Origin of the sequence: Pedococcus sp. KACC 23699, assembly GCF_045348425.1 — a bacterium.
Classification (GTDB): Bacteria; Actinomycetota; Actinomycetes; order Actinomycetales; family Dermatophilaceae; genus Pedococcus.
The window spans coordinates 3,960,626-3,983,339 of record NZ_CP157483.1 but is presented as its reverse complement, the minus strand read 5'-3'; the positions used below and the strand labels follow the sequence as shown (position 1 = coordinate 3,983,339).

Annotated in this window: 20 protein-coding genes; 15 read left to right on the top strand and 5 right to left on the bottom strand. The window is 70.0% G+C overall.

Annotated elements, in window-relative coordinates; genetic code table 11:
- The first annotated feature begins 2 nt into the window (after positions 1-2).
- Positions 3-3,221 (top strand): excinuclease ABC subunit UvrA, encoded by a 3,219-nt coding sequence (gene uvrA, locus ABEG17_RS18745; protein WP_406831007.1) that lies wholly within the window; start codon positions 3-5, stop codon positions 3,219-3,221.
- 134 nt (positions 3,222-3,355) lie between these two features.
- Here uvrA and ABEG17_RS18740 read toward each other — a convergent pair whose 3' ends face one another.
- From ABEG17_RS18740 to ABEG17_RS18720, 5 genes are all read right to left on the bottom strand, one after another.
- On the bottom strand, positions 3,356-4,075 hold the full coding sequence (locus tag ABEG17_RS18740) for an ABC transporter ATP-binding protein (protein WP_406831006.1): 720 nt from the start codon (positions 4,073-4,075) through the stop codon (positions 3,356-3,358).
- On the bottom strand, positions 4,065-4,889 hold the full coding sequence (locus ABEG17_RS18735; protein WP_406831005.1) for an ABC transporter ATP-binding protein: 825 nt from the start codon (positions 4,887-4,889) through the stop codon (positions 4,065-4,067). Before ABEG17_RS18735 ends, ABEG17_RS18740 begins: the two co-directional genes overlap by 11 nt.
- A complete protein-coding gene (locus ABEG17_RS18730; protein ID WP_406831004.1) occupies positions 4,882-6,012 on the bottom strand; it encodes a branched-chain amino acid ABC transporter permease in 1,131 nt (376 codons plus the stop codon). Before ABEG17_RS18730 ends, ABEG17_RS18735 begins: the two co-directional genes overlap by 8 nt.
- Entirely contained in the window at positions 6,009-6,995 is a 987-nt protein-coding gene (locus ABEG17_RS18725) for a branched-chain amino acid ABC transporter permease (protein ID WP_406831003.1), read from the bottom strand. Before ABEG17_RS18725 ends, ABEG17_RS18730 begins: the two co-directional genes overlap by 4 nt.
- Positions 6,996-7,111: 116 nt before the next feature.
- On the bottom strand, positions 7,112-8,242 hold the full coding sequence (locus ABEG17_RS18720; RefSeq protein ID WP_406831002.1) for a branched-chain amino acid ABC transporter substrate-binding protein: 1,131 nt from the start codon (positions 8,240-8,242) through the stop codon (positions 7,112-7,114).
- A 332-nt stretch (positions 8,243-8,574) separates the two neighbouring features.
- On the opposite strand from ABEG17_RS18720, the gene ABEG17_RS18715 reads away from it, so the two are divergent.
- The 14 genes from ABEG17_RS18715 (at position 8,575) to ABEG17_RS18650 (ending at position 22,698) form a co-directional block, all read left to right on the top strand.
- Positions 8,575-9,069: a Rieske (2Fe-2S) protein gene (locus ABEG17_RS18715; RefSeq protein ID WP_406831001.1), complete on the top strand. Its 495-nt coding sequence runs from the start codon at positions 8,575-8,577 to the stop codon at positions 9,067-9,069.
- A 160-nt stretch (positions 9,070-9,229) separates the two neighbouring features.
- Positions 9,230-11,212: an excinuclease ABC subunit UvrC gene (gene uvrC / locus ABEG17_RS18710; protein WP_406831000.1), complete on the top strand. Its 1,983-nt coding sequence runs from the start codon at positions 9,230-9,232 to the stop codon at positions 11,210-11,212.
- Positions 11,209-12,102 carry an RNase adapter RapZ gene (rapZ, locus tag ABEG17_RS18705; RefSeq protein ID WP_406830999.1) on the top strand — a complete coding sequence of 298 codons (894 nt, stop codon included), beginning with the start codon at positions 11,209-11,211 and terminating at the stop codon, positions 12,100-12,102. Before uvrC ends, rapZ begins: the two co-directional genes overlap by 4 nt.
- Positions 12,102-13,037, top strand: coding sequence for a uridine diphosphate-N-acetylglucosamine-binding protein YvcK (yvcK, locus tag ABEG17_RS18700; RefSeq protein ID WP_406830998.1), 936 nt, complete (start codon positions 12,102-12,104; stop codon positions 13,035-13,037). The genes rapZ and yvcK overlap by 1 nt, the downstream gene beginning before the upstream one ends.
- A gap of 93 nt (positions 13,038-13,130) precedes the next feature.
- Positions 13,131-14,111, top strand: coding sequence for a DNA-binding protein WhiA (gene whiA / locus ABEG17_RS18695; protein ID WP_406830997.1), 981 nt, complete (start codon positions 13,131-13,133; stop codon positions 14,109-14,111).
- The gene (locus ABEG17_RS18690) at positions 14,108-15,280 is read left to right on the top strand and encodes a nucleotide sugar dehydrogenase (RefSeq protein ID WP_406830996.1); all 1,173 of its coding nucleotides are present in this window, start codon (positions 14,108-14,110) and stop codon (positions 15,278-15,280) included. Before whiA ends, ABEG17_RS18690 begins: the two co-directional genes overlap by 4 nt.
- 177 nt (positions 15,281-15,457) lie before the next feature.
- The gene (gap, locus tag ABEG17_RS18685) at positions 15,458-16,462 is read left to right on the top strand and encodes a type I glyceraldehyde-3-phosphate dehydrogenase (RefSeq protein ID WP_406830995.1); all 1,005 of its coding nucleotides are present in this window, start codon (positions 15,458-15,460) and stop codon (positions 16,460-16,462) included.
- A gap of 7 nt (positions 16,463-16,469) precedes the next feature.
- Complete coding sequence (locus ABEG17_RS18680) at positions 16,470-17,678, top strand: phosphoglycerate kinase (protein WP_406830994.1); 1,209 nt, start codon at positions 16,470-16,472, stop codon at positions 17,676-17,678.
- Positions 17,679-17,708: 30 nt separating this feature from the next.
- Positions 17,709-18,515, top strand: a complete 807-nt coding sequence (gene tpiA / locus ABEG17_RS18675) for a triose-phosphate isomerase (protein WP_406830993.1) — start codon at positions 17,709-17,711, stop codon at positions 18,513-18,515.
- A gap of 108 nt (positions 18,516-18,623) precedes the next feature.
- Entirely contained in the window at positions 18,624-18,869 is a 246-nt protein-coding gene (secG, locus tag ABEG17_RS18670; RefSeq protein WP_406830992.1) for a preprotein translocase subunit SecG, read from the top strand.
- A gap of 21 nt (positions 18,870-18,890) precedes the next feature.
- The gene (locus ABEG17_RS18665; RefSeq protein WP_344189289.1) at positions 18,891-19,241 is read left to right on the top strand and encodes an RNA polymerase-binding protein RbpA; all 351 of its coding nucleotides are present in this window, start codon (positions 18,891-18,893) and stop codon (positions 19,239-19,241) included.
- A gap of 204 nt (positions 19,242-19,445) precedes the next feature.
- Complete coding sequence (locus ABEG17_RS18660; RefSeq protein ID WP_406830991.1) at positions 19,446-20,561, top strand: acyl-CoA dehydrogenase; 1,116 nt, start codon at positions 19,446-19,448, stop codon at positions 20,559-20,561.
- Positions 20,558-21,946 (top strand): PIG-L family deacetylase, encoded by a 1,389-nt coding sequence (locus ABEG17_RS18655; protein WP_406830990.1) that lies wholly within the window; start codon positions 20,558-20,560, stop codon positions 21,944-21,946. The genes ABEG17_RS18660 and ABEG17_RS18655 overlap by 4 nt, the downstream gene beginning before the upstream one ends.
- Positions 21,943-22,698 carry a glycosyltransferase gene (locus ABEG17_RS18650; RefSeq protein WP_406830989.1) on the top strand — a complete coding sequence of 252 codons (756 nt, stop codon included), beginning with the start codon at positions 21,943-21,945 and terminating at the stop codon, positions 22,696-22,698. The genes ABEG17_RS18655 and ABEG17_RS18650 overlap by 4 nt, the downstream gene beginning before the upstream one ends.
- Positions 22,699-22,714 lie beyond the last annotated feature (16 nt).

Here is a 22,714-nt window from a genome sequence, read left to right as displayed (position 1 = left end):
GCATGAAGCGCGTGACCGCAGTGCACCCCACCACCCCACCCGTCCGCCCCCACCACGACCAGCTCGTCGTCCGTGGGGCCCGCGAGCACAACCTCAGGGACGTGTCGGTCGAGCTGCCCCGCGACTCGATGATCGTGTTCACCGGGCTCTCCGGCTCGGGCAAGTCCTCCCTGGCGTTCGACACGATCTTCGCCGAGGGCCAGCGCCGGTACGTCGAGTCGCTCTCCGCGTATGCCCGTCAGTTCCTCGGGCAGATGGACAAGCCCGACGTCGACTTCATCGAGGGCCTGTCACCCGCGGTGTCGATCGACCAGAAGTCGACCAACCGCAACCCCCGGTCCACCGTCGGCACCATCACCGAGGTCTACGACTACCTCCGCCTCCTCTTCGCCCGTGCAGGTCGCCCGCACTGCCCCGTCTGTGGTGAGCCGATCACGCGCCAGAGCCCCCAGCAGATCGTGGACCGCCTCCTCGAGCTGCCCGACAAGACCCGGTTCCAGGTGCTCGCACCGGTGGTGCGCGCCCGCAAGGGGGAGTACGTCGACCTCTTCACCGAGCTGCAGAGCAAGGGGTTCTCGCGGGCCCGCGTCGACGGCGAGGTCGTGTCGCTGACCGAGCCGCCCAAGCTCGAGAAGCAGATCAAGCACACCATCGACGTCGTCGTCGACCGCCTCGTCGCCAAGGGGTCCGACTCCGGGGCCAAGCGCCGCCTCACGGACTCGGTCGAGACCGCCCTCGGTCTGGCAGGGGGAGTGCTCGTCGTGGAGTTCGTCGACAAGGACGCCGACGACCCGACCCGAGAGCGCCGCTTCTCCGAGAAGATGGCCTGCCCCAACGACCACCCGCTGTCCATGGACGAGGTCGAGCCCCGCTCGTTCTCCTTCAACAGCCCGTTCGGCGCCTGCCCCAAGTGCAGCGGCCTCGGCACCGAGCTCGAGGTCGACCCCGAGCTGCTGGTGCCCGACGAGGACCTCTCGCTGGGCGAGGGCGCCATCGCTCCCTGGGCGCAGGGCAGCGGCTCGGCGGAGTACTTCCAGCGCGTCATGACCGCGCTGGGCAACGACCTCAAGTTCTCGATGGACGTGCCGTGGAGCGCGTTGCCGGCCCGGGCCCGCGAGGCCCTGCTGCACGGCCAGAACTACAAGGTGCACGTCCGCTACAAGAATCGCTACGGCCGCGAGCGATCCTACACCACCGGCTTCGAGGGCGTCGTCCCGTTCGTGAAGCGGCGCCACTCCGAGACGGACTCCGAATGGAGCCGTGAGCGGTATGAGGGCTACATGCGTGAGGTGCCGTGCCCCGAGTGCCAGGGCGCCCGGCTCAAGCCCGAGTCGCTCGCGGTGACCATCGGTGGGCAGAGCATCTCGGCGATCTGTGCGCTGGCCATCGCCGACTGTGCGACGTTCCTGCAGACCGTCGACTTCACCGCACGGGAGCGCCAGATCGCGGAGCGGGTGATCAAGGAGATCGAGGCCCGCCTCGGCTTCCTGCTCGACGTGGGCCTGGACTACCTGTCGCTCGACCGCCCGGCCGGCACCCTGTCCGGTGGCGAGGCCCAGCGCATCCGGCTGGCCACCCAGATCGGGTCCGGGCTCGTGGGCGTCCTCTACGTCCTCGACGAGCCGAGCATCGGCCTGCACCAGCGCGACAACCACCGCCTCATCGAGACGTTGACCCGGTTGCGCGACCTCGGCAACACCCTCATCGTCGTCGAGCACGACGAGGACACCATCGCCACCGCCGACTGGGTGGTCGACATCGGCCCCGGCGCCGGCGAGCACGGTGGTGTGGTGGTCCACTCCGGTCCGGTCAAGGGCCTGCTGGAGCACCCCGACTCCATCACCGGGAAGTACCTCTCCGGTCGTCTGGAGATCCCCACGCCGATCACCCGTCGACCGCAGGAGAAGGGTCGCCACGTCACCGTCGTGGGCGCCCGGGAGCACAACCTGCACGGGGTCGACGTGTCGTTCCCGCTCGGCAACCTCGTCGCGGTCACGGGCGTCTCCGGTTCGGGCAAGTCGACCTTGGTCAACGACATCCTCTACAACGTCCTGGCCAACAAGCTCAACGGGGCGCGGCACGTCCCGGGGCGGCACAAGACGGTCAAGGGGCTGGACAATCTCGACAAGGTCGTCCACGTCGACCAGAGCCCCATCGGTCGCACCCCGCGGTCCAACCCCGCGACCTACACGGGGGTCTTCGACGCGATCCGCAAGCTCTTCGCCACGACGACCGAGGCCAAGATCCGCGGCTACCAGCCGGGACGGTTCTCGTTCAACGTCAAGGGTGGTCGCTGTGACGCGTGCTCCGGCGACGGCACGATCAAGATCGAGATGAACTTCCTGCCGGACGTCTACGTCCCGTGCGAGGTCTGCCACGGTGCGCGCTACAACCGGGAGACGCTCGAGGTCCACTTCAAGGGCAAGACGATCGCCGACGTCCTCGACATGCCGATCGAGGAGGCCGCAAACTTCTTCGCCGCGGTGCCCGGGATCGCCCGGCACATGCGGACCCTCAACGACGTGGGCCTCGGCTACGTCCGGCTCGGCCAGCCGGCACCGACCCTGTCCGGTGGTGAGGCGCAGCGCGTCAAGCTCGCGTCCGAGCTGCAGAAGCGCTCCACCGGTCGCACCGTGTACGTCCTCGACGAGCCGACGACCGGTCTGCACTTCGAGGACATCCGCAAGCTGCTCGAGGTGCTGCAGGGCCTGGTCGACAAGGGCAACAGCGTCATCGTCATCGAGCACAACCTCGATGTGATCAAGAACGCCGACTGGGTCATCGACATGGGGCCCGAGGGCGGCAACGGCGGCGGGCTGGTCGTGGCCGAGGGCACACCCGAGGAGGTCGCGACGGTCGAGGCGAGCCACACCGGCCGCTTCCTCGGTCCGGTGCTGGCCAAGAGCGCGCGGACCGCGGCCCGGCCCACCGGTGCCACCGTGGCCAGGGCAGGGGCCGAGAAGGCAGCCGTCGTCACCAAGGCCGTCCAGGCCAAGGCCGCCACGAAGGTTGCCACCACCAAGGCTGCGGCCACGAAGAAGCCGGCGAAGCGCACCGCCGCCGCGGCAGCGAGCCGCCCAACGGCGACGAAGAAGGCAGCAACGACGAAGAAGGTGGCAACGACGAAGAAGGTGGCAACGACGAAGACAGCGACGTCGAAGGCTGCGTCGTCGACGTCTGCGGCCAAGGCGCCGCGGTCGGCGGCTGCCAAGCGGGGCTGACACGGCCACCGGGGCACCTCGGTGACCGCGCTGGCGAATGCTCCCGGCGGCATACGGAAGGGGTGGACCGCGCTGCGGTCCACCCCTTCGCCGTCACTGCCGGCTGGCCATCGAGGACCAGGCAGCCGTGCCTCTCAGGCGTCGCCGCCGAGGTACGCGGCCTTGACCGCCGGGTCGTTCGCGAGCTCCTTGCCGGAGCCCTCACGGACGATCTCGCCGGTCTCGAGGATGTAGGCCCGGTCAGCGCGCTTGAGCGCCTGGGCCGCGTTCTGCTCGACGAGCAGCACGGTGGTGCCCTGGTTGTTGATCTCGGTGATGATGTCGAAGATCTGCTGGATCAGCTTGGGGGCGAGCCCCATCGACGGCTCGTCGAGCAGCAGCAGCTTCGGGTTGGCCATCAGTGCCCGGCCCATGGCCAGCATCTGTTGCTCGCCACCGGACATCGTCCCGGCCACCTGGGTGCGCCGCTCCGCGAGCCGGGGGAAGAGGCCGAACACGCGGTCGCGGTCCTGCCCGATCTTCGGCGACTTGCGGTCGGGGCGGGCGTAGGCGCCCATGTCGAGGTTCTCCTGCACCGTCATCCCGATGAAGCAGCCTCGCCCCTCCGGCGACTGGGCGATGCCGAGCACCGGGCGCTCGTGGGCAGGCATCGTGGTGATGTCCTGGCCCTCGAACTTGATCGTGCCCTGACGGACGGGGCGCAGCCCGGAGACCGTCTTCATGGTGGTGGTCTTGCCGGCACCGTTGGCGCCGATGAGCGTGACCACCTCGCCCTCGTCGATGGTGAACGAGATGTTGCGAATCGCCTCGATGCGTCCGTAGTTGACGCAGAGGTCCTCGACCTCAAGAAGCATCTTCGTCAACTCCCAGGTAGGCGGCGATGACCGCAGGGTTGTCCTGGATCTCCGAGGGGAGTCCCTCGGCGATCTTCTTGCCGAACTCGAGCACGACGATCCGGTCGGTGACGCCCATGACGAGCTTCATGTCGTGCTCGATGAGCAGCACGGTGTAGCCCTGGTCACGGATGGAGCGGATCAGCTCCATGAGGCGTGCCTTCTCGGCCGGGTTGAAGCCGGCGGCCGGCTCGTCGAGGCAGAGCAGCTTGGGGTTTGTGGCCAGCGCCCGCGCGATCTCCAGTCGACGCTGGTCACCGTAGGGCAGGTTGCGGGAGAGCTCGTCGGCCCGCTTCTCCAGGCCCATGAACTTCAGCAGGTCCTTGGCGCGCTCCATGCCCTCGCGCTCCTCGGCGTGGTGCTTGGGCAGCCGCAGCAGCGCCGAGCCCATGCCGGTGGAGTGGTGCGCGTCGGCGCCGACCAGCACGTTCTCCAGCGCCGTCATGTTGTGGAAGAGCCGGATGTTCTGGAACGTGCGCGCGATGCCCAGCTTGGTGATCTCGAACTTCTTGCGCTTGCCGAGCGGCTCGTCCATGAACCTCACCGCACCCGAGGTGGGCTGGTAGACACCGGTCATCACGTTGAAGCAGGTTGTCTTGCCCGCACCGTTCGGCCCGATCAGGCCGAGGATCTCGCCGGTGTTGATGTGGAACGAGACGCCGTCCAGGGCGGTGACGCCGCCGAACCGCAGGGTGACGTCGTCCACCTCGAGCATCTTGCCCTGGGGGAGGTCGGTCACCTCCTCCACGGAGATGTCGACAGTCGTGTCAGGCATTCGCTGCTCCTTCCTCGAGCGCCTCGGACTCCTCGTCCGCCTTCGTGGCGCGGACCGACCTTCGTGGTGGCATCAGGCCCTGGGGGCGGAAGATGGCCAGGGCCATCAGCGCGAGCCCGAAGAGCAGGAAGCGGGCATCGGCCAGGAAGCGGAACTTCTCGGGCGCCCAGGTGAGCAGCGCCGCCGCGACGACGACGCCCCACCGGTTGCCCTGACCGCCGACGACGACCATGGCCACGAAGAGCACGGAGTAGAGGATGGTGAAGTTGTCAGGGTTGATGAACTGCTGCTTGGTGGCGAACAGGGCGCCGGAGAGCCCACCGATCGCCGCGCCGGTCGCGAAGGCCAGCAGCTTGAAGCGGAACGTCGGGACGCCCATCAGCTCAGCGGCGTCCTCGTCCTCGCGGGTGGCCTCCCACGCCCGGCCGACGCGCGAGTTCTGCATCCGCCAGTCGAGGAACAGCACGATGAAGACCAGGGTGAGCGCCAGCCAGTAGTACGGGATCGAGTCGGTCACCCCGAACTGCAGGAAGCGTGTCTGGTTGGACAGGTCGACCTGGGCCACCAGGCCGTTCCACACCAGGTGCGGGACGCCGAACAGGTCCAGGCTCGGGGGCGTGGGGATGTTCGAGATGCCGCGCGAACCACCGGTGAGGCTGTCCGCGTTGACCAGGATCAGGCGGACGATCTCACCGAAGCCGAGCGTCACGATGGCCAGGTAGTCGCCGCGGACGCGCAAGGTGGGCGCGCCGAGGACGATGCCGGAGAAGAGCGTCACCGCCATCGCGATGGGGATGCACAGCAGCAGGGGCAGCTTGGCGTGCGCCGACCCCAGGACACCCACGGTGAACGCCCCGATGGCGAAGAAGCCGATGTACCCGAGGTCGAGCAGCCCGGCGTAGCCGATGACGATGTTGAGGCCGATGGCGACCAGGGCGTAGAGCGCGCAGAGGAACAGCACCGCACCGAAGTCGGAGTCGGTGGTCGTCAGCAGCGGCGGGTTGATGATCGGCAGCAGGTAGATGAAGATCGCGCCGGCGATCGCGAGAACGATCTTGGCCCAGCGGGGCAGGTCCCGGAAGCGTTCTGCGACGCCGTGGAAGAAGTGCGAGACGGCGTTCATGCGCGTGCCTTTCCGAGGGACTCACCGAGCAGGCCGGTGGGACGGAACAGGAGGATGACGACGAGGAGCGTGAACGCCACGACGTCCTTCCAGTTCGAGCCGAAGATCGCTGACCCGTAGCTCTCGGCCACTCCCAGGACGAACCCGCCGAGCAGGGCCCCACGAAGGTTGCCGATGCCGCCGAGGACGGCGGCGGTGAACGCCTTGACGCCGAGCAGGAAGCCGGCGTTGTAGCGGGTGACACCGATCTTGAGCAGGTACATCATGGCGGCAGCGCCGGCCATGGCCCCGCCGATGACGAAGGTCAGCCGGATGACCCGGTCGCGGTTGACGCCCATGAGGGCAGCAGCCTCGGGGTCCTGCGCGACGGCGCGGATGCCGCGGCCGAGCCGGGAGCGCTTCACGAACTGGTCGAGGACGACCATCATCACGATGGCCGAGCCCAGCACGATGACGTCGATGTTGGAGACCTGGTAGTCGAACAGCCGGAACAGGCGCACGGTCTCGATGTTGAGGGGCAGCGGGGAGGCCTCACGGGGGCGACCCACGTAGTCGGCCAGCTGACGGTCGACCCCGAACCACTTGAACGGCTTGTCCCGCAGCCCCATGGCCTCGGAGAGGACGAAGGACGCGCCGATGGCCGAGATGAGGGCGATGAGCGGGGGAGAGTTGCGCTTGCGCAGCGGGCGGTAGGCCACGAACTCCAGGCCCATGGCGACGACCGCGGAGGTGATCATCGCCGCGGCGAAGCCGATCACGAGGAATCCGACCAGTCCGGCCCCGGAGGCCTTGCCCGCTCCCAGCGCGGTCAGCGCCCAGACGGCGGCGAAGCTGCCGTACATGAAGACTTCCGAGTGCGCGAAGTTGATGAGTCGCAGGACGCCGTAGACCAACGTGTAGCCGAGGGCGACCAGTGCGTACACCGCGCCGAAGGCCAGCCCCCCGATCGTGAGTTCCCAGAAGTGGTTGAGCAGAAGATCCATCAGACCTCCGAGTAAGGGGACGGTGGCGTCCTACAGGGGAGCCATCCGCGTCCGGACGGGAACACGGTAGCGGCCAAGGCCCTCGATGCCGAGAGCCTTGGCCGCTGCACGTGGAACTACTTGATTTCCTGGTCCGGGACGATCTTGCCGCCCTCGACCTTGTAGGCCCAGACGGAGACCTCGGACGGCTCACCCTTGGCGTCGAACTTGACGTTCTTGGTGACGCCCTTGGCAGAGTACGAACCGATGAACGCCGTCATGTCCGCATTGGAGGTCTTGCCCGCGGCGATGCCCGCGAGGAAGACGTTGGCCGCGTCGAAGGCCTCGGCCGAGTAGGTGGCCGGGTCGGAGTTGTACGCCTTCTTGTAGGCGGCCGAGAACTCGGCGGCCTTGTCCGGCGGGAGGCACGGGCAGGTGAGGATGGCACCCTCGGCAGCCGCGCCGGCGCCCTTGATGAAGCCGTCGTCCTTGACGCCGTCGGCGGCGACGAAGGTGCCGGTGAAGCCGCCGGACTTGAGCTGCTTCACGAGCTTGCTCGCGTTGGAGTAGTACCCGCCGTAGAAGAACACGGTCGCGCCCGAGGCCTTGGCCTTGGTCACGGTCGGGGAGAAGTCGTCCTGCTTGCCGTCAGCGGCCGTCTCGTCAGTGCCGACGACGGCGGAGCCGAGGTCCTTCTTGACGATGTCCGCCAGGCCCTTGCCGTACTCGGAGGTGTCGTCGGAGACGAAGACCTTGGTCGACTTCAGGACGTCCTTGATGTACTTCGCCGCAGCAGGGCCCTGCGTGGCGTCGTTGCCGAGGATGCGGTGGAAGGTCTTCCAGCCGTTCTCGGACAGCGCCGGGTTGGTGGCGGAGGCCGTGATGGTGTTGAGGCCGGCCTTGTCGAAGATCGGGTCGGCAGCCTTGGACTCACCGGAGAAGGCGGGGCCGACGATGCCGACCAGCTTCTTGTCGGTGACGGCCTTCTGGGCCAGCCCGGGGGCGATCGAGGGGTCACCCTGGCTGTCGAACGAGGTGAGCGAGACCTTGCAGTTGGGGTTCTTCTCGTTGTACTGCTTGACCGCGAGGTCAGCGCCGTTCTTGATGTTGATGCCGAGGTTGGCGGCGTCTCCGGTCAGTGCACCGAAGAAGCCGATCTTGAGGTCGCACGCCTTGCCACCGCTGGTGGAACCGGCATCGTTGGTGGTGCCCCCACAGGCACTCAACGCGAGCGCAGCCGCCACGAGGGGCGCGCCAATCTTGAACACGGAACGCAAGACTCCTCCTGAAGTCACATGGTGCACGTGGAGGCGGCAGGGTCACAGCGCCCACGGTCCCCGGTTGGGGTGTGTGCAGACTATGACTCGGGAACTCGCCGGGTTGGGGACTTCGGCGTCAGGCGTGACCGTGTCGTTATCACAGGTCTCAGGGGTTGGCGCGACGAAACGGACATGACTCTCACCGCGTAGGCGCCGGTGCCCGAGTTCGACGGATCTGTCGAACTCCGTGGGCGGTTCGGACGTATACACAGTGTGGCGCTGCATACTCGGGGCCACGTCTCTGTCCTCAGCGAGGGGCCATCCCACCGAAAGGCGTACCCATGACCCACACCGACGAGCCCGCTGCCCAGCCGACAGGCCGGACGGCGGAGCTGCCCGCGGATCCCTGCGGCACCGGACCGACCCGCCGGGTCCTGTTGGCCTCCGCCGGCATCGGCGTCGGCGCCGTGGCGCTCGGCGCCTGCGGCAGCGCCAAGCAGGCCGCCGGCGACGCCGCGAGCAGCGCGTCGAACGCCGCGACCAATGCCGTCAAGGACGCCATCTCCAAGGCGACCATCCCGGTGGGCGGCGGCAAGATCTTCGCGGACCAGAAGGTCGTCGTCACCCAGCCCACGTCCGGGGAGTTCAAGGCGTTCAGTGCCGTGTGCACCCACCAGTCATGCATCGTCGCCGACGTCAGCGACGGCACCATCAACTGTGCGTGCCACGGCAGCAAGTTCGACATCACGACGGGGGCCGTGAAGAACGGCCCGGCCTCGAGCCCGCTCCCGGAGAAGAAGATCACCGTGAGCGGCAACGGCATCTCCGTCACCTGAGTCGACGGGCGGTCGACGCGACCGACAGCCGACCCAACCACAGTCGACCCAACCACGGTCGACCCAACCGACAACGGCGTCGGTGCGGGGTGTGCTCCGCGGGTCACCGCGGGGCACACCCTTCGACGGCGGCGTCGGTGGCGCTCCATAGAGTGGTGTCGTGGCTGATCCGTCGACCTACCGTCCTGCGCCGGGAGAGATCCCGGTCGACCCGGGGGTCTACCGGTTCCGCGACTCGGCACGGCGTGTCATCTACGTCGGCAAGGCCAAGTCGCTGCGTCCGCGGCTGTCGTCCTACTTCCAGGACATCTCCGCCCTGCACCCCCGCACCGCGACGATGGTCACCACCGCGGCGAGCGTCGAGTGGACCGTCGTGTCCACCGAGGTGGAGGCGCTGCAGCTCGAGTACTCCTGGATCAAGGAGTACGACCCGAGGTTCAACGTCAAGTACCGCGACGACAAGTCCTACCCCTACCTCGCGGTGACGATGGGCGACGAGTTCCCGCGCGCCCAGGTGATGCGCGGGTCCAAGCGCAAGGGCACCCGCTACTTCGGGCCCTACGCCCACGCGTGGGCGATCCGCGAGACCCTCGACCTGCTGCTGCGGGTGTTCCCGGTGCGCACCTGTTCGTCCGGGGTGTTCAAGCGGGCCGGTCAGGTCGGGCGTCCGTGCCTGCTCGGCTACATCGACAAGTGCTCCGCCCCGTGCGTCGGCCGGGTCAGCCCCGAGGAGCACCGGGCCATCGCCGAGGACTTCTGCGACTTCATGGCCGGCAACACCAGCCGGTTCGTCAAGCGGCTCGAGCGCGAGATGGCCACTGCCTCCAAGGATCTCGAGTTCGAGCAGGCGGCACGGTTGCGCGACGACCTCGTCGCCCTCGGCAAGGCGCTGGAGAAGTCGGCGGTCGTCCTCGGCGACGGCACCGACGCCGATGTCTTCGCCCTCGAGGACGACGGACTCGAGGTTGCCGTCCAGGTGTTCCACGTCCGCGGCGGCAGGGTGCGCGGGCAACGCGGCTGGGTGGCCGAGATGGACTCCGAGACCGTCCCGGAGATCGTCGGGCACCTCCTCCAGCAGGTGTATGGCGGGGAGTCCGGTGAGGGCGTGCCCCGCGAGGTGCTCGTCCCCGTCCTGCCCGACGACCCGGACGCCGTCTCGCTGTGGCTCGGGTCGCTGCGAGGGTCGAACGTCGACCTGCGGGTGCCGCAGCGCGGCGACAAGCGCACCTTGTTCGAGACCGTGCACCGCAACGCCAAGCAGTCCCTCGCGCGCCACAAGCTGGCCCGCGCCGGTGACCTCACGGCCCGCAGCGTGGCCCTCCAGCAGCTCCAGGAGACGCTCGACCTCAACGACGCCCCCCTGCGGGTCGAGTGCTACGACATCAGCCACATCCAGGGCTCGCAGGTCGTGGGGTCGATGGTGGTCTTCGAGGACGGCCTGGCCCGCAAGAGCGAGTACCGCCGGTTCGTCATCCGTGGGGAGGAGGTCGACGACACCGCTGCCATGGACGAGGTCCTCACCCGCCGGTTCAGCCGCTACCTCGAGGAACGCGACCAGTCCTCGGACCTCGAGCTGTCCCGTGACCCGGACAGCGGGCCCGAGCGGATCGACCCCGACACCGGCAAGCCCAAGCGCTTCGCCTACCCGCCCAACCTCGTCGTCGTCGACGGTGGGCTGCCCCAGGTCAACGCGGCCAAGGCGGCGCTCACGAAGCTCGGCATCGACGACATCGCGGTGGTGGGCCTCGCCAAGCGCCTCGAAGAGGTGTGGGTGCCGGGTCAGGACTACCCGGTGATCCTTCCCCGCACGAGCGAGGGGCTCTACCTGCTGCAGCGCGTGCGCGACGAGGCGCACCGCTTCGCCATCACCTTCCACCGCCAGCGCCGGTCCAAGGCCATGACCGCGAGCGTCCTGGACGGCATACCGGGCCTGGGGGAGACCCGGCGCAAGGCGCTGCTGCGACACTTCGGGTCCGTGAAGAAGATCCGCGCGGCCTCGGCCGAGGAGCTCACGGCGGTTTCCGGCATCGGGCCTGCGCTGGCGACCACGATTGCGGCAGAGTTGGCCACGCAGGGGTCGGGCACACCGGCCGTCAACCTCATGACCGGCGAGATCATCGACGAGGACGGGACAGGGCAGTGACCAGCGAGGCAGGGACAGGCTCCACCCGACCCGAGCTCGTGATCGTCACGGGCATGAGCGGAGCCGGGAGATCCACCACGGCCAACGTCCTGGAGGACTCAGGCTGGTACGTCGTGGACAACCTCCCGCCGCAGCTGCTCGTCTCGCTCGCCGACCTCGCGAACGGCGAGGGACGCACGGCCCACCTGCCGCGGATCGCCGCCGTCGTGGACGTGCGGGCCCGCGGCTTCTTCGCCCACCTGCAGACCGCGCTGAACGAGCTGCGGCTGCGCGACTGGCACCCCAACCTGGTCTTCCTCGACGCCACCGACGAGGCGCTGGTCCGCAGGTTCGAGTCGGTACGCCGCCCGCACCCCCTCCAGGGGCAGGGTCGCCTGCTCGACGGCATCGTCCGCGAGCGCGAGCTGCTCGCCGACCTGCGTTCGGTGGCGGACGTGGTCATCGACACCTCCGGCCTCAACGTCCACCAGCTCTCCAAGAAGGTCCACCCCGTCTTCGCGGGCAGCAGCGGCCCCAAGGTCCGGATCGCGGTCATGTCGTTCGGGTTCAAGTACGGCGTGCCCCTGGACGCCGACTTCGTCTTCGACCTGCGCTTCCTGCCCAACCCGTTCTGGATCCCCGAGCTGCGCAACTTCACCGGGCAGGACGCCCCCGTGGCGGAGTTCGTCATGGGTCAGGAGGGGGCCGGCGAGTTCGTCGACCGGGTGGTGGCCCTCATGGAGCCGGTCGTCGCGGGATACGTCCGCGAGGGCCGCCGCTACGCCACGATCGCCGTCGGGTGCACGGGCGGCAAGCACCGCTCGGTCGCGGTGGCGGAGGCGCTGCGCACCCATCTGGCCAGTGACGACGTGGCGACCTTCGTCGTCCACCGCGACCTGGGGCAGGAGTAGTGGGCGGACCCGCGGTCGTGGCCCTGGGTGGGGGACACGGCCTGGCTGCGTCGCTGGAGGCCCTCAAGCTCGTCTGCGACGACATCACCGCGGTGGTCACCGTCGCCGACAACGGCGGTTCCTCGGGTCGGCTGCGCGAGGAGTTCGACATCCTGCCTCCCGGCGACCTGCGCATGGCCCTGACCGCGCTCTGCGACGACACGGAGTGGGGCCACACCTGGCGCGACGTCCTGCAGCACCGGTTCCAGGGGAACGGTCCGCTCGCCGGCCATGCGCTGGGCAACCTCCTCATCGCCGCTCTCTGGGACCTGCACCAGGACCACGTGGCGGGGCTCGACCTGGTGGGTCGGCTCCTCAACGCGCGCGGGCGGGTGCTGCCGATGGCCGCGGTGCCGCTGGAGATCACCGCCCAGGTCGCCGGGACGCTGCCGTCGGACCCCGGGGCGGTGGTCACGGTGCGTGGCCAGGCCGCGGTGGCCGGCACCCGCGGGCAGGTGCGCAGCATCGCCCTGGAGCCGGCCGATCCTCCCTCGGCACCTGAGACCATCAGCGCCGTACACGAGGCCGACTGGGTGATCCTCGGTCCGGGCTCATGGTTCACCTCGGTGATGCCCCACCTCATGGTCCCTGCCCTGCGCGAAGCCCTGCACGACACGGCAGCCCGTCGCCTGCTCACCCTCAACCTCGAGCACTCGGGCGAGACCGCCGGGTTCTCCTGTGCCCGGCAGGTCGAGGCGCTTGCCGACCACGCGCCGCGCCTGCGGCTCGACGTCGTGCTGGCCGACCCCGGGGCGGTCGACGACGAGGACGAGCTGCGCGAGGCTGCGGCCCGGCTCGGGGCGGAGGTCGTCATCTCGACGGTCGCCCAGCGCGCTGCACCCGGCCACCATGACTCCTTGCGGCTTGCCGCGGCGTACCGTGACATCTTCGGATGAGGTCGCCCGCGGCACCAGCACCGATGGCAGAACTGTTCAAGGCGGGTCCGCGGACCGCGCCGACGCACCACGGCAAGATGACAGGATGACGGCATGGCGATGACGGCGCGGGTCAAGGACGAGCTCAGCAGGCTCGACGTCACCAAACCCTGTTGCCGCAAGTCGGAGGTGGCGGCGACCCTGCGGTTCGCGGGAGGCCTGCACATCGTCGGTGGCCGGATCGTCGTCGAGGCCGAGCTCGACACGGCGAACGCGGCACGTCGTCTGCGCAAGAACATCGCCGACCTCTACGGCCACCCGTCCGAGGTGCTCGTCCTCGCCGCCGGAGGACTGCGCAAGGGCAGCCGCTACGTCGTGCGTGTCGTGCAGGACGGTGAGGCGCTGGCACGTCAGACCGGTCTCATCGACGCGCGGGGACGTCCGGTGCGGGGGCTGCCGCCGAAGGTCGTCAGTGCCTCGGCCTGTGACGCCGAGGCCGCGTGGCGAGGGGCGTTCATCGCGCACGGTTCGCTCACCGAGCCAGGACGTTCCTCCGCCATGGAGATCACCTGCCCCGGCCCGGAGGCCGCCCTGGCCCTGGTCGGTGCGGCACGACGTCTCGGCATCCAGGCCAAGGCACGCGAGGTGCGCGGCGTGGACCGGGTCGTCATCCGTGACGGCGACGCCATCGGAGCGATGCTCACCCGGCTCGGCGCCCACGAGGCGGTGCTCGCGTGGGAGGAACGCCGGATGCGGCGGGAGGTGCGTGCCACGGCCAACCGGCTCGCCAACTTCGACGACGCCAACCTGCGCCGTTCGGCCCGGGCCGCTGTCGCCGCAGGGGCGCGGGTGCACCGTGCGATGGAGATCCTCGGCGAGGAGATCCCTGACCACCTGCGCGAGGCCGGCGAGCTCCGGCTCCAGCACAAGCAGGCCTCGCTCGAGGAGCTCGGCCAGCTGGCCCAGCCACCGATGACCAAGGACGCGGTCGCGGGCCGCATCCGTCGCCTGCTGGCCATGGCCGACAAGCGGGCCCAGGACCTCGGGGTGCCGGGGACGGACGCCAACCTGACGCCCGACATGCTCGACGCATGACCCGGATCGCCGTCGTCGGGACCGGGTACGTCGGACTGTCCATCGCCGTCCTGCTGTCGCGGCGCCACCCCGTGGTCGCGCTCGACATCGACGCCGCCCGGGTCGACGGCCTGAAGGCGGGCCGCAGCCCGATCCACGACACCGAGATCGAGGCCGCCCTCGCCTCGGACGAGCTGGACCTCACGTTCACGACGGAGCCCGCCGAGGCGTATGCCGGAGCGGAGTTCGTCGTCGTGGCCACCCCGACCGACTACGACCCCGAGACCAACTACTTCAACACCTCCTCCGTGGAGGCGGTGCTCAAGGACGCGGCAGCCCACAACACCACGGCCACCCTCGTGGTGAAGTCGACCGTCCCGGTGGGGTTCACCCGCGACGTCTCGGCGCGCCTGGGGCTGGACTCCGTGGTGTTCAGCCCGGAGTTCCTGCGTGAGGGCAAGGCCCTGTGGGACCTGCTGCACCCGTCGCGGATCGTCATGGGGGAGCGCAGCGACCGTGCACAGCGGTTCGCCGACCTGCTGACCGAGGCCGCCCTCGAGCCCGACGTGCCGGTGCTGCTCACCGACAGCACCGAGGCGGAGGCGATCAAGCTGTTCGCCAACACCTTCCTCGCGATGCGGGTGGCGTTCTTCAACGAGCTCGACACCTTCGCCGCGACGCACGGCCTCGACAGCCGCCAGATCATCGACGGCGTCGGCCTCGACCCGCGGATCGGCAGCCACTACAACAACCCGTCCTTCGGGTACGGCGGCTACTGCCTTCCCAAGGACACCAAGCAGCTGCTGGCCAACTACCAGAACGTGCCGCAGAGCCTGATCGAGGCGATCGTCAACGCCAACTCGACCCGCAAGGACTTCGTCGCCAGGGACATCCTGTCGCGTCGGCCCGAGGTCGTGGGGATCCACCGCCTGATCATGAAGGCGGACTCCGACAACTTCCGGGCCAGCAGCGTCCAGGGGATCATGAAGCGGATCAAGGCCAAGGGTGTCGAGGTGGTCGTCTTCGAGCCTGCGCTGGCCGACGACCACTTCTTCGGCTCGCGGGTCGTGCGCGACCTCGACGAGTTCAAGGCCGCTGCCGACGTCATCGTCGCCAACCGCCTCGTGCCCGAGCTCGCCGACGTGGCGGACAAGGTCTACACCCGGGACCTCTTCGGCGGCGACCAGTAGGCACGTCCGCGGACGCCGGCGGCAGACGCCGGCGCCACCCGCAGGTGGTGCGGTGGTTACCGGCCCGTACACCGGACCGTCTGTCGGACCACGACCGTCATCCCCTAGGGTCGGAGGCGACTCCTGGTGCCGCGCCATGTGTGGCACCCCGTCCCCATCTGACAAGGACCCGGCACAGTGACTGTTCGCGTAGGCATCAACGGCTTCGGCCGCATCGGTCGCAACTTCTTCCGCGCCATCGAGGCGTCGGGGGCCGACATCGAGGTCGTGGCCGTCAACGACCTCACCGACAACGCCACCCTGGCCCACCTGCTCAAGTACGACTCGATCCTGGGCCGCCTGAAGGGCGAGGTGACCTCCACCGACGAGGAGATCGCCGTCGACGGCAAGGCCTTCAAGGTGTTTGCCGAGCGCGACCCCGCCAACCTCAAGTGGGGCGAGCTGGGCGCCGACGTCGTGATCGAGTCGACCGGGTTCTTCACCGACGCCACGAAGGCCAAGGTCCACGTCGACAACGGCGCCAAGAAGGTCATCATCTCGGCCCCGGCCAAGAACGAGGACGTCACGATCGTCATGGGCGTCAACGACGCCGCATACGACGCCGCGAAGCACACCGTCATCTCCAACGCCTCCTGCACCACGAACTGCCTGGCGCCGATGGCCAAGGTCCTCAACGACGAGTTCGGCATCGTCAAGGGCCTGATGACCACCATCCACGCCTACACCGGTGACCAGAACCTCCACGACGGCCCGCACAAGGACCTGCGTCGCGCCCGCGCCGCCGCCCTGAACATCGTGCCGACCACGACCGGCGCGGCCAAGGCCGTCGCCCTCGTGCTGCCCGAGCTCAAGGGCAAGCTCGACGGCTACGCCCTGCGCGTCCCCGTGCCCACCGGCTCGGCGACCGACCTCACCTTCGAGGCCGGCCGGGAGACCACCGTCGAAGAGGTCAACGCCGCGGTCAAGGCTGCCGCCGAGGGGCCGCTCAAGGGCATCCTCGTCTACACCGAGGACCAGATCGTCTCCAAGGACATCGAGACCGACCCGGCCTCCTGCATCTTCGACGCCGGCCTCACCAAGGTGATCGGCAACCAGGTCAAGGTCGTCGGCTGGTACGACAACGAGTGGGGCTACTCCAACCGCCTCGCCGACCTCGTGCTGCTCGTCGGCCAGAACCTCTGACCGCCGCATGAAGTCCGTCTCCGAGCTGGGCGACCTGCGCGGCAAGCGCGTCCTCGTCCGGTCTGACCTCAACGTGCCGCTGGACGGCTCGACCATCACCGACGACGGCCGCATCCGTGCGTCCGTCCCGACGATCCAGACCCTGTCCGAGGCGGGCGCACGCGTCATCGTGTGCGCCCACCTCGGGCGGCCCAAGGGCGCGCCGGAGGACCGGTACTCCCTGGCCCCGGTCGCGGCCCGCCTCGGCGAGGTGCTGGGGCGCGAGGTCACCTTCGCCACCGACACGGTGGGCGACAGTGCGCGTGCTGCCGTCGACGCCGCCCAGGATGGTGACGTCGTGCTGCTGGAGAACCTGCGGTTCAACGCGGGGGAGACGGCCAAGACCGACGAGGAGCGCGCCGGGTTCGCCGCCCAGCTCGCCGGGCTCGCCGACGTCTTCGTCTCCGACGGGTTCGGTGTCGTCCACCGCAAGCAGGCCAGCGTCTACGACGTCGCCCGCCTGCTGCCCTCGGCGGTCGGTGGCCTCGTCGAGACCGAGGTCGGGGTGCTGCGTCGCCTCACCGAGGACCCCGAGCGCCCGTATGCCGTGGTGCTCGGCGGTGCGAAGGTCTCCGACAAGCTCGGGGTCATCGACAACCTGCTCCGGACCGCCGACCGCCTGCTCATCGGCGGGGGGATGGTCTTCACCTTCCTCGCGGCCCAGGACTACGAGGTCGGCACGTCCCTGCTCGAGGCCGACCAGCTCGACGTCGTCCGCGGATACCTGGAGCAGGCGAAGGAGCGCGGGGTCGAGATCGTCCTGCCCGTCGACATCGTCGCCGCAACGGAGTTCTCGGCGGACGCCGAGCGCGAGGTGGTGCCGGCCGGCGCCATACCGGCCGACCGGATGGGCCTGGACATCGGTCCGGAGTCCGGGGTCCTGTTCGCCGAGAAGCTCAAGGACTGCAGGACCGTGTTCTGGAACGGTCCGATGGGCGCCTTCGAGATGGAGCCGTATGCGGCCGGGACCGCAGCGGTCGCTGCCGCGCTGGTCGAGCTCACCGAGAAGGGCGCCCTCACCGTCGTCGGTGGTGGTGACTCGGCCGCTGCCGTGCGCCAGCTCGGCTTCGCGGACGCGCAGTTCGGCCACATCTCCACCGGTGGTGGCGCGAGCCTGGAGTACCTCGAGGGCAAGGAGCTCCCCGGCCTGACGGTGCTCGACGAGCCCGGCGCCTGACCCACCCGACCCCAGCAAGGACGACACCTCATGGCAGCCAAGACCTCCGGCCGCATGCCCCTCATGGCGGGCAACTGGAAGATGAACCTCGACCACCTGCAGGCCACGCACCTCGTGCAGAAGCTCGACTGGACCCTGCGCGACGGCCGGCACGACTTCAAGGCCGTGGAGGTCGTCGTCCTCCCGCCGTTCACCGACCTGCGCTCGGTGCAGACCCTCATCGACGGCGACCGGCTCGAGCTGCGCCACGGCGCACAGGACCTGTCGGCGCACGACGCCGGCGCCTACACCGGTGAGGTGTCGGGGGCGTTCCTCGCCAAGCTCGGCTGCAGCTACGTCACCGTCGGGCACAGCGAGCGTCGCGAGTACCACGCCGAGACCGACGAGGTCGTGAACGCCAAGCTCAAGGCCGCCTACAAGTACGGCCTCACGCCGATCTTCTGCGTGGGTGAGGGCCTCGAGGTCCGTCAGGCCGGAGAGCACATCGCCCACGTCCTCGCCCAGGTGGAGGCGGGTCTAACCGGAATCACCGCCGACCAGGCCAAGACGGTCGTCATCGCGTACGAGCCCGTCTGGGCCATCGGGACCGGCGAGGTCGCGACACCCGAGGACGCCCAGGAGGTGTGCGCGGCGATCCGGACCAAGCTCGCCGAGCTCTACTCCGGTGACCTCGCCGACGCCGTGCGGGTGCTCTACGGCGGCTCGGTCAAGGCCAACAACGTCGCCGCGATCATGGCGCAGGAGGACGTGGACGGGGCCCTCGTGGGCGGTGCGTCGATCGTGGCCGAGGAGTTCTCCTCGATCTGCCGCTACCGCGACCACCACAAGACGGACTGAGCCGGCGTCGGACCGGCGCGGTCGGTTCAGCCGGGCGGGGCGAGAAGGTATCCTGACCGCTGCTGCCGTTTCGGTGGCGCACTGACGTCGAACGAAGATGGGTGAACCGTGGAAGCCGTACGCATCGGCCTGCAGGTCCTGCTGGTGATCGGTAGTCTGATCCTGACCCTGCTGATCCTGCTGCACAAGGGCAAGGGTGGCGGGATGTCCGACATGTTCGGTGGCGGCATGTCCACCTCGCTGGGCTCCTCGTCCGTCGCCGAGCGCAACCTCGACCGCTTCACGGTCGCCGTGGGCATCGTCTGGTTCGCCTGCATCGTCGGCCTCGGTCTCATCGACCGCTTCTCCGCCTGACCCGAAAGGAAGCACTCCAACATGGCAGGTGGCAACGCAATCCGAGGCAGCCGAGTCGGCGCCGGACCCATGGGCGAGGCGGAGCGCGGCGACGCCGCTCCCCGCGTCTTCATCTCCTACTGGTGCGCCAACGGCCACCAGACCCGTCCGAGCTTCGCCGAGGAGCCCGGCCTGGCCGTCCCCGAGACCTGGGACTGCCCGCGCTGCGGCTTCCCGGCCGGTCAGGACGAGGCCAACCCCCCGGCACCGCCGAAGGTCGAGCCGTACAAGACGCACCTCGCCTACGTGAAGGAGCGTCGCTCGGACGCCGACGGCAAGGCCATCCTCGACGAGGCGCTGGCCACGCTGCGCGACCGCAAGCTCATCCAGTAGGCGCCGCAAGAAACAGCGCGACGGGCACCCCGGACCACGGTCCAGGGTGCCCGTCGCGCGTCCGGCGGGCAGACTGTGCCCGACTGGTTCGACCACGAGGTCATGGCCACGTTTGCCCCGCGACGAACGGGGCACACGACGGGTGGGTGGACGGGTTCCTGACGGCTGCTCGTATGCAGCCACCCCACCTGGAGGAGACGCCCGATGGCTCCCGAACCGTCCGCCACCGCCCCGCGCTGGGTCGCCCTGACCATGGAGCCCACGTCCTCGCCCACGTCCTCGCCGGCCTCGGACCGTGACTCGGCCCTGTTGGTGCGCGCCCGCGCTGCCGCCGGTGACGTGCCTCGCGCCCTCGAGCTGCTGCCCGACCTCTCCGAGACACCCCTTCCCGGCCGGGGCGACACCGCACGGCTGTGGTCGACGCTGGCCTCCCTCGCGGCGGTCGACCTGACGGTGGCCCGTGTGGCCGAACCCCACCTGGACGCCCTGGCCATCCTCGACCAGGCCGGGCTCGCCCTGCCGCCTGCGGACACCACGTGGGGGGTGTGGGCCGCCCACGCCCCCGGCGCCCGGCTCGAGGCGACCGCGACGAGCGACGGCTCCTTCCGGCTCGACGGGACCAAGCCCTGGTGCTCGTTGGCCCAGCACGTCGACCACGCCGTCGTCACGGCCCACACCTCACCGACCGCCCGGAGGGCCTTCGTCGTCGACCTGGCCCACCCCGGCGCGACCCATGACGACCCCCGCGGGTGGGTGTCCCGCGGCCTGCCGGCCCTCGTCTCGGTCGCGACGCACTACGACGGGGTGCCGGCCGGCCCGGTGGGCGCGGACGACTGGTACCTGCAGCGTCCCGGCTTCGCCTGGGGCGGGATGGGCGTGGCTGCGTGCTGGTACGGCGCCGCGGTCGGCCTCGCTCGGACCCTCGGCGCAGCCTGTGGCCGGCGCGAGCCGGACCAGGTGGCGCTCATGCACCTCGGGGCGGTGGACGCCCGGTTGCACGCGGCTCGTGCGGTGCTCAGCGAAGCGGCCCTGGCCGTGGACTCGGGGGCCGCCGACGGGGACGCCGGCGCCCTGCTGGCGGCCAGGGTCCGGGCCGTCGTGGCCGGCGCAGCGGAGGAGGTCCTGGCACGGGTGGGACACGCGCTGGGACCGGGACCGCTCACCTCGGACGCCGAGCACGCCGCGCGGACAGCCGACCTGACGGTCTACCTGCGTCAGCACCACGCCGAGCGCGACGAGGCCGCCCTGGGGCGTCAGTCCATGGACGTCTGGTCGGGACCGGGCGCCGGGTTGAAAGCAGACGCAGGGACCGCGCCGTGACCAGCGCAGCCCCGCCGCCCGGATTCGACCCCCACGCACCGGGCACGCCTGAAACGCACTGGGCCCTGGCCCTCGAAGGGATCGCCGATCCCGTCGAGGCCCTCGACCTGTTGCCCTCGGGCAGCCACCTAGTCGTTCTCTCGGCCCACCCCGACGACGAGTCGCTCGCTGCTGGGGGACTGCTCGCCGCCGCGGCGGCGCTGGGTCGACCTGCCACCCTCGTGGTGGCCACCTCCGGTGAGGGGTCGCACCCGCGGTCACCCAGCCATACTCCGCAGCGCCTGGCCCGGATCCGCGAGCAGGAGGTGGCAGCAGCACTGCGCGAGGTCCACCCCGAGGCGTGGCTGGTGCTGCTGCGCCTGCCCGACGGAGGGCTGTCGGAGCACCAGGAGGCCCTCGACGCGGCCCTGTCGGCGGTCGTGGGACCCGGCACCGTGCTCGCCGCACCGTGGCGCAGGGACGGGCACACCGACCACGAGGCCGCGGGTGCCGTCGCTGCCCGGGTCGCCTCGGCGGCCGGCGCACCCCTGCTGGAGTACCCGGTGTGGTTGTGGCACTGGGGGACCACCGCGGACCTGGCGGGAGAGCCGGTCGTCCGGCTCGTGCTGGGCGCCGACGAGCAGCAGCGTCGCGCGGCGGCGCAACGCTCGCACCGGTCGCAGACGGCGGCCCTGTCGGACCGGCCGGGGGACGAGGTGCTGCTGCCGGAGCACGTGGTGGAACGCTTCACCCGCCCGTACGAGGTGTTTGTGCGGACCCTGCCAGAGGCTGGCGAGGCGCCCGCTGCTGCGTCCGACGCGGCGTTCGACGCCATGTTCGAGACCTCCGAGGATCCTTGGGGTTTCGAGACGAGCTGGTACGAGCGGCGAAAGCGGGCCGTCACGATGGCGGCGCTGCCCCGGCAGCAGCTGGGCCGGGTGCTCGAGGTGGGCTGCTCGACCGGGGTGCTCGCTGCGGAGCTCGCCGACCGGGCCACCAGCCTGCTCGCCACCGACCTCAGCGCCGAAGCGGTGCGCAGGGCCCGGACCCGGCTGGAGGGCCGCAGCTCGGTGGAGGTCGAGCGGATGCGGGCGCCGCAGCAGTGGCCGGCGGGGACGTTCGACCTCGTCGTGCTGTCGGAGGTCGGCTACTTCTGGCGGCCGGAGGAGCTGGACGAGGCCCTGTCCCGGAGCGTGCGGTCCCTGGCCGATGACGGCCTGCTGCTGCTGTGCCACTGGAGGCACCCCGTGCAGGGGTGGCCGCTGGATGGCGATGCCGTGCACTCAGCGGCGGTGGCGCTGCCCGGGCTGCAGGTCGTGGTGAGCCACGTCGAGGAGGACTTCCGGGTCGATGTCCTCGCCGCCGGTCCCTCGCGGTCTCCGGCGCATCTCGAGGGTCTCGCGTGAGCTCGCTGCGCTGCGTCGCGGTGGTGGTGCCGGCCCGGGACGAGGAGCAGACACTGGGCGGCTGCCTGCGATCGCTGGACCTGGCTCGGCGCGCGCTCCAGCGCCGACGCCCGGAGATCGCGGTGCGCGTGCTCGTCGTGCTGGACCGGTGCGTCGACGGGTCGGCCGACGTGGTCGCGGGCCACCCCGACGTCGAGACGCTCGTCGTGTCCGCGGGCTGCGTGGGTGGGGCGCGAGCAGCGGGCGTCGACCACGCACTGGGGCGAGGACACGCCGGGACCAACCCTCGAGGTCGACTACATGGTGAGGTGGTCGACCTGGGTGCGGTCTGGGTGGCGAGCACGGACGCCGACAGCGTGGTGCCGCCGCACTGGCTCACGGCACAGGTCGACCTCGCCGAGGGTGGGCACGACCTCGTGCTCGGGACGGTCGAGCCGCACGACCTCGACGCCTCGCTCCTCGGGAGGTGGGCCCAACGGCACCACCTGCTCGACGGGCACCCCCACGTGCACGGCGCCAACCTCGGGGTCCGCGCCAGCCGCTACGTCGAGGCGGGCGGGTTCCCCGGGGTCGGTCTGCACGAGGACGTCCTCCTCGCGGACGCGGTCAAGGCGACAGGCGCCCCATGGGTCGCCACCGACTCCACCAGGGTCCGCACGGCGGGGCGCCTCGAGGGTCGGGTGGACGGCGGCTTCGCGACCTACCTTCGTGAGCTGGCGACCGACGCGCAGGTGGCCCCCGCCGTGCCGTGAGCCACCCGCGTCACGA

Bases quoted from the DNA above. Each gene is read 5' to 3' on its own strand.
- ABEG17_RS18680 (WP_406830994.1), top strand. From the start codon at position 16,470: ATGAAGTCCGTCTCCGAGCTGGGCGACCTGCGCGGCAAGCGCGTCCTC.
- ABEG17_RS18665 (WP_344189289.1), top strand. From the start codon at position 18,891: ATGGCAGGTGGCAACGCAATCCGAGGCAGCCGAGTCGGCGCCGGACCC.
- ABEG17_RS18730 (WP_406831004.1), bottom strand. From the start codon at position 6,012: ATGAACGCCGTCTCGCACTTCTTCCACGGCGTCGCAGAACGCTTCCGG.
- ABEG17_RS18690 (WP_406830996.1), top strand. From the start codon at position 14,108: ATGACCCGGATCGCCGTCGTCGGGACCGGGTACGTCGGACTGTCCATC.
- ABEG17_RS18740 (WP_406831006.1), bottom strand. From the start codon at position 4,075: ATGCTTCTTGAGGTCGAGGACCTCTGCGTCAACTACGGACGCATCGAG.
- ABEG17_RS18715 (WP_406831001.1), top strand. From the start codon at position 8,575: ATGACCCACACCGACGAGCCCGCTGCCCAGCCGACAGGCCGGACGGCG.
- ABEG17_RS18735 (WP_406831005.1), bottom strand. From the start codon at position 4,889: ATGCCTGACACGACTGTCGACATCTCCGTGGAGGAGGTGACCGACCTC.
- uvrA (WP_406831007.1), top strand. From the start codon at position 3: ATGAAGCGCGTGACCGCAGTGCACCCCACCACCCCACCCGTCCGCCCC.
- ABEG17_RS18725 (WP_406831003.1), bottom strand. From the start codon at position 6,995: ATGGATCTTCTGCTCAACCACTTCTGGGAACTCACGATCGGGGGGCTG.
- tpiA (WP_406830993.1), top strand. From the start codon at position 17,709: ATGGCAGCCAAGACCTCCGGCCGCATGCCCCTCATGGCGGGCAACTGG.
- whiA (WP_406830997.1), top strand. From the start codon at position 13,131: ATGGCGATGACGGCGCGGGTCAAGGACGAGCTCAGCAGGCTCGACGTC.
- ABEG17_RS18660 (WP_406830991.1), top strand. From the start codon at position 19,446: ATGGCTCCCGAACCGTCCGCCACCGCCCCGCGCTGGGTCGCCCTGACC.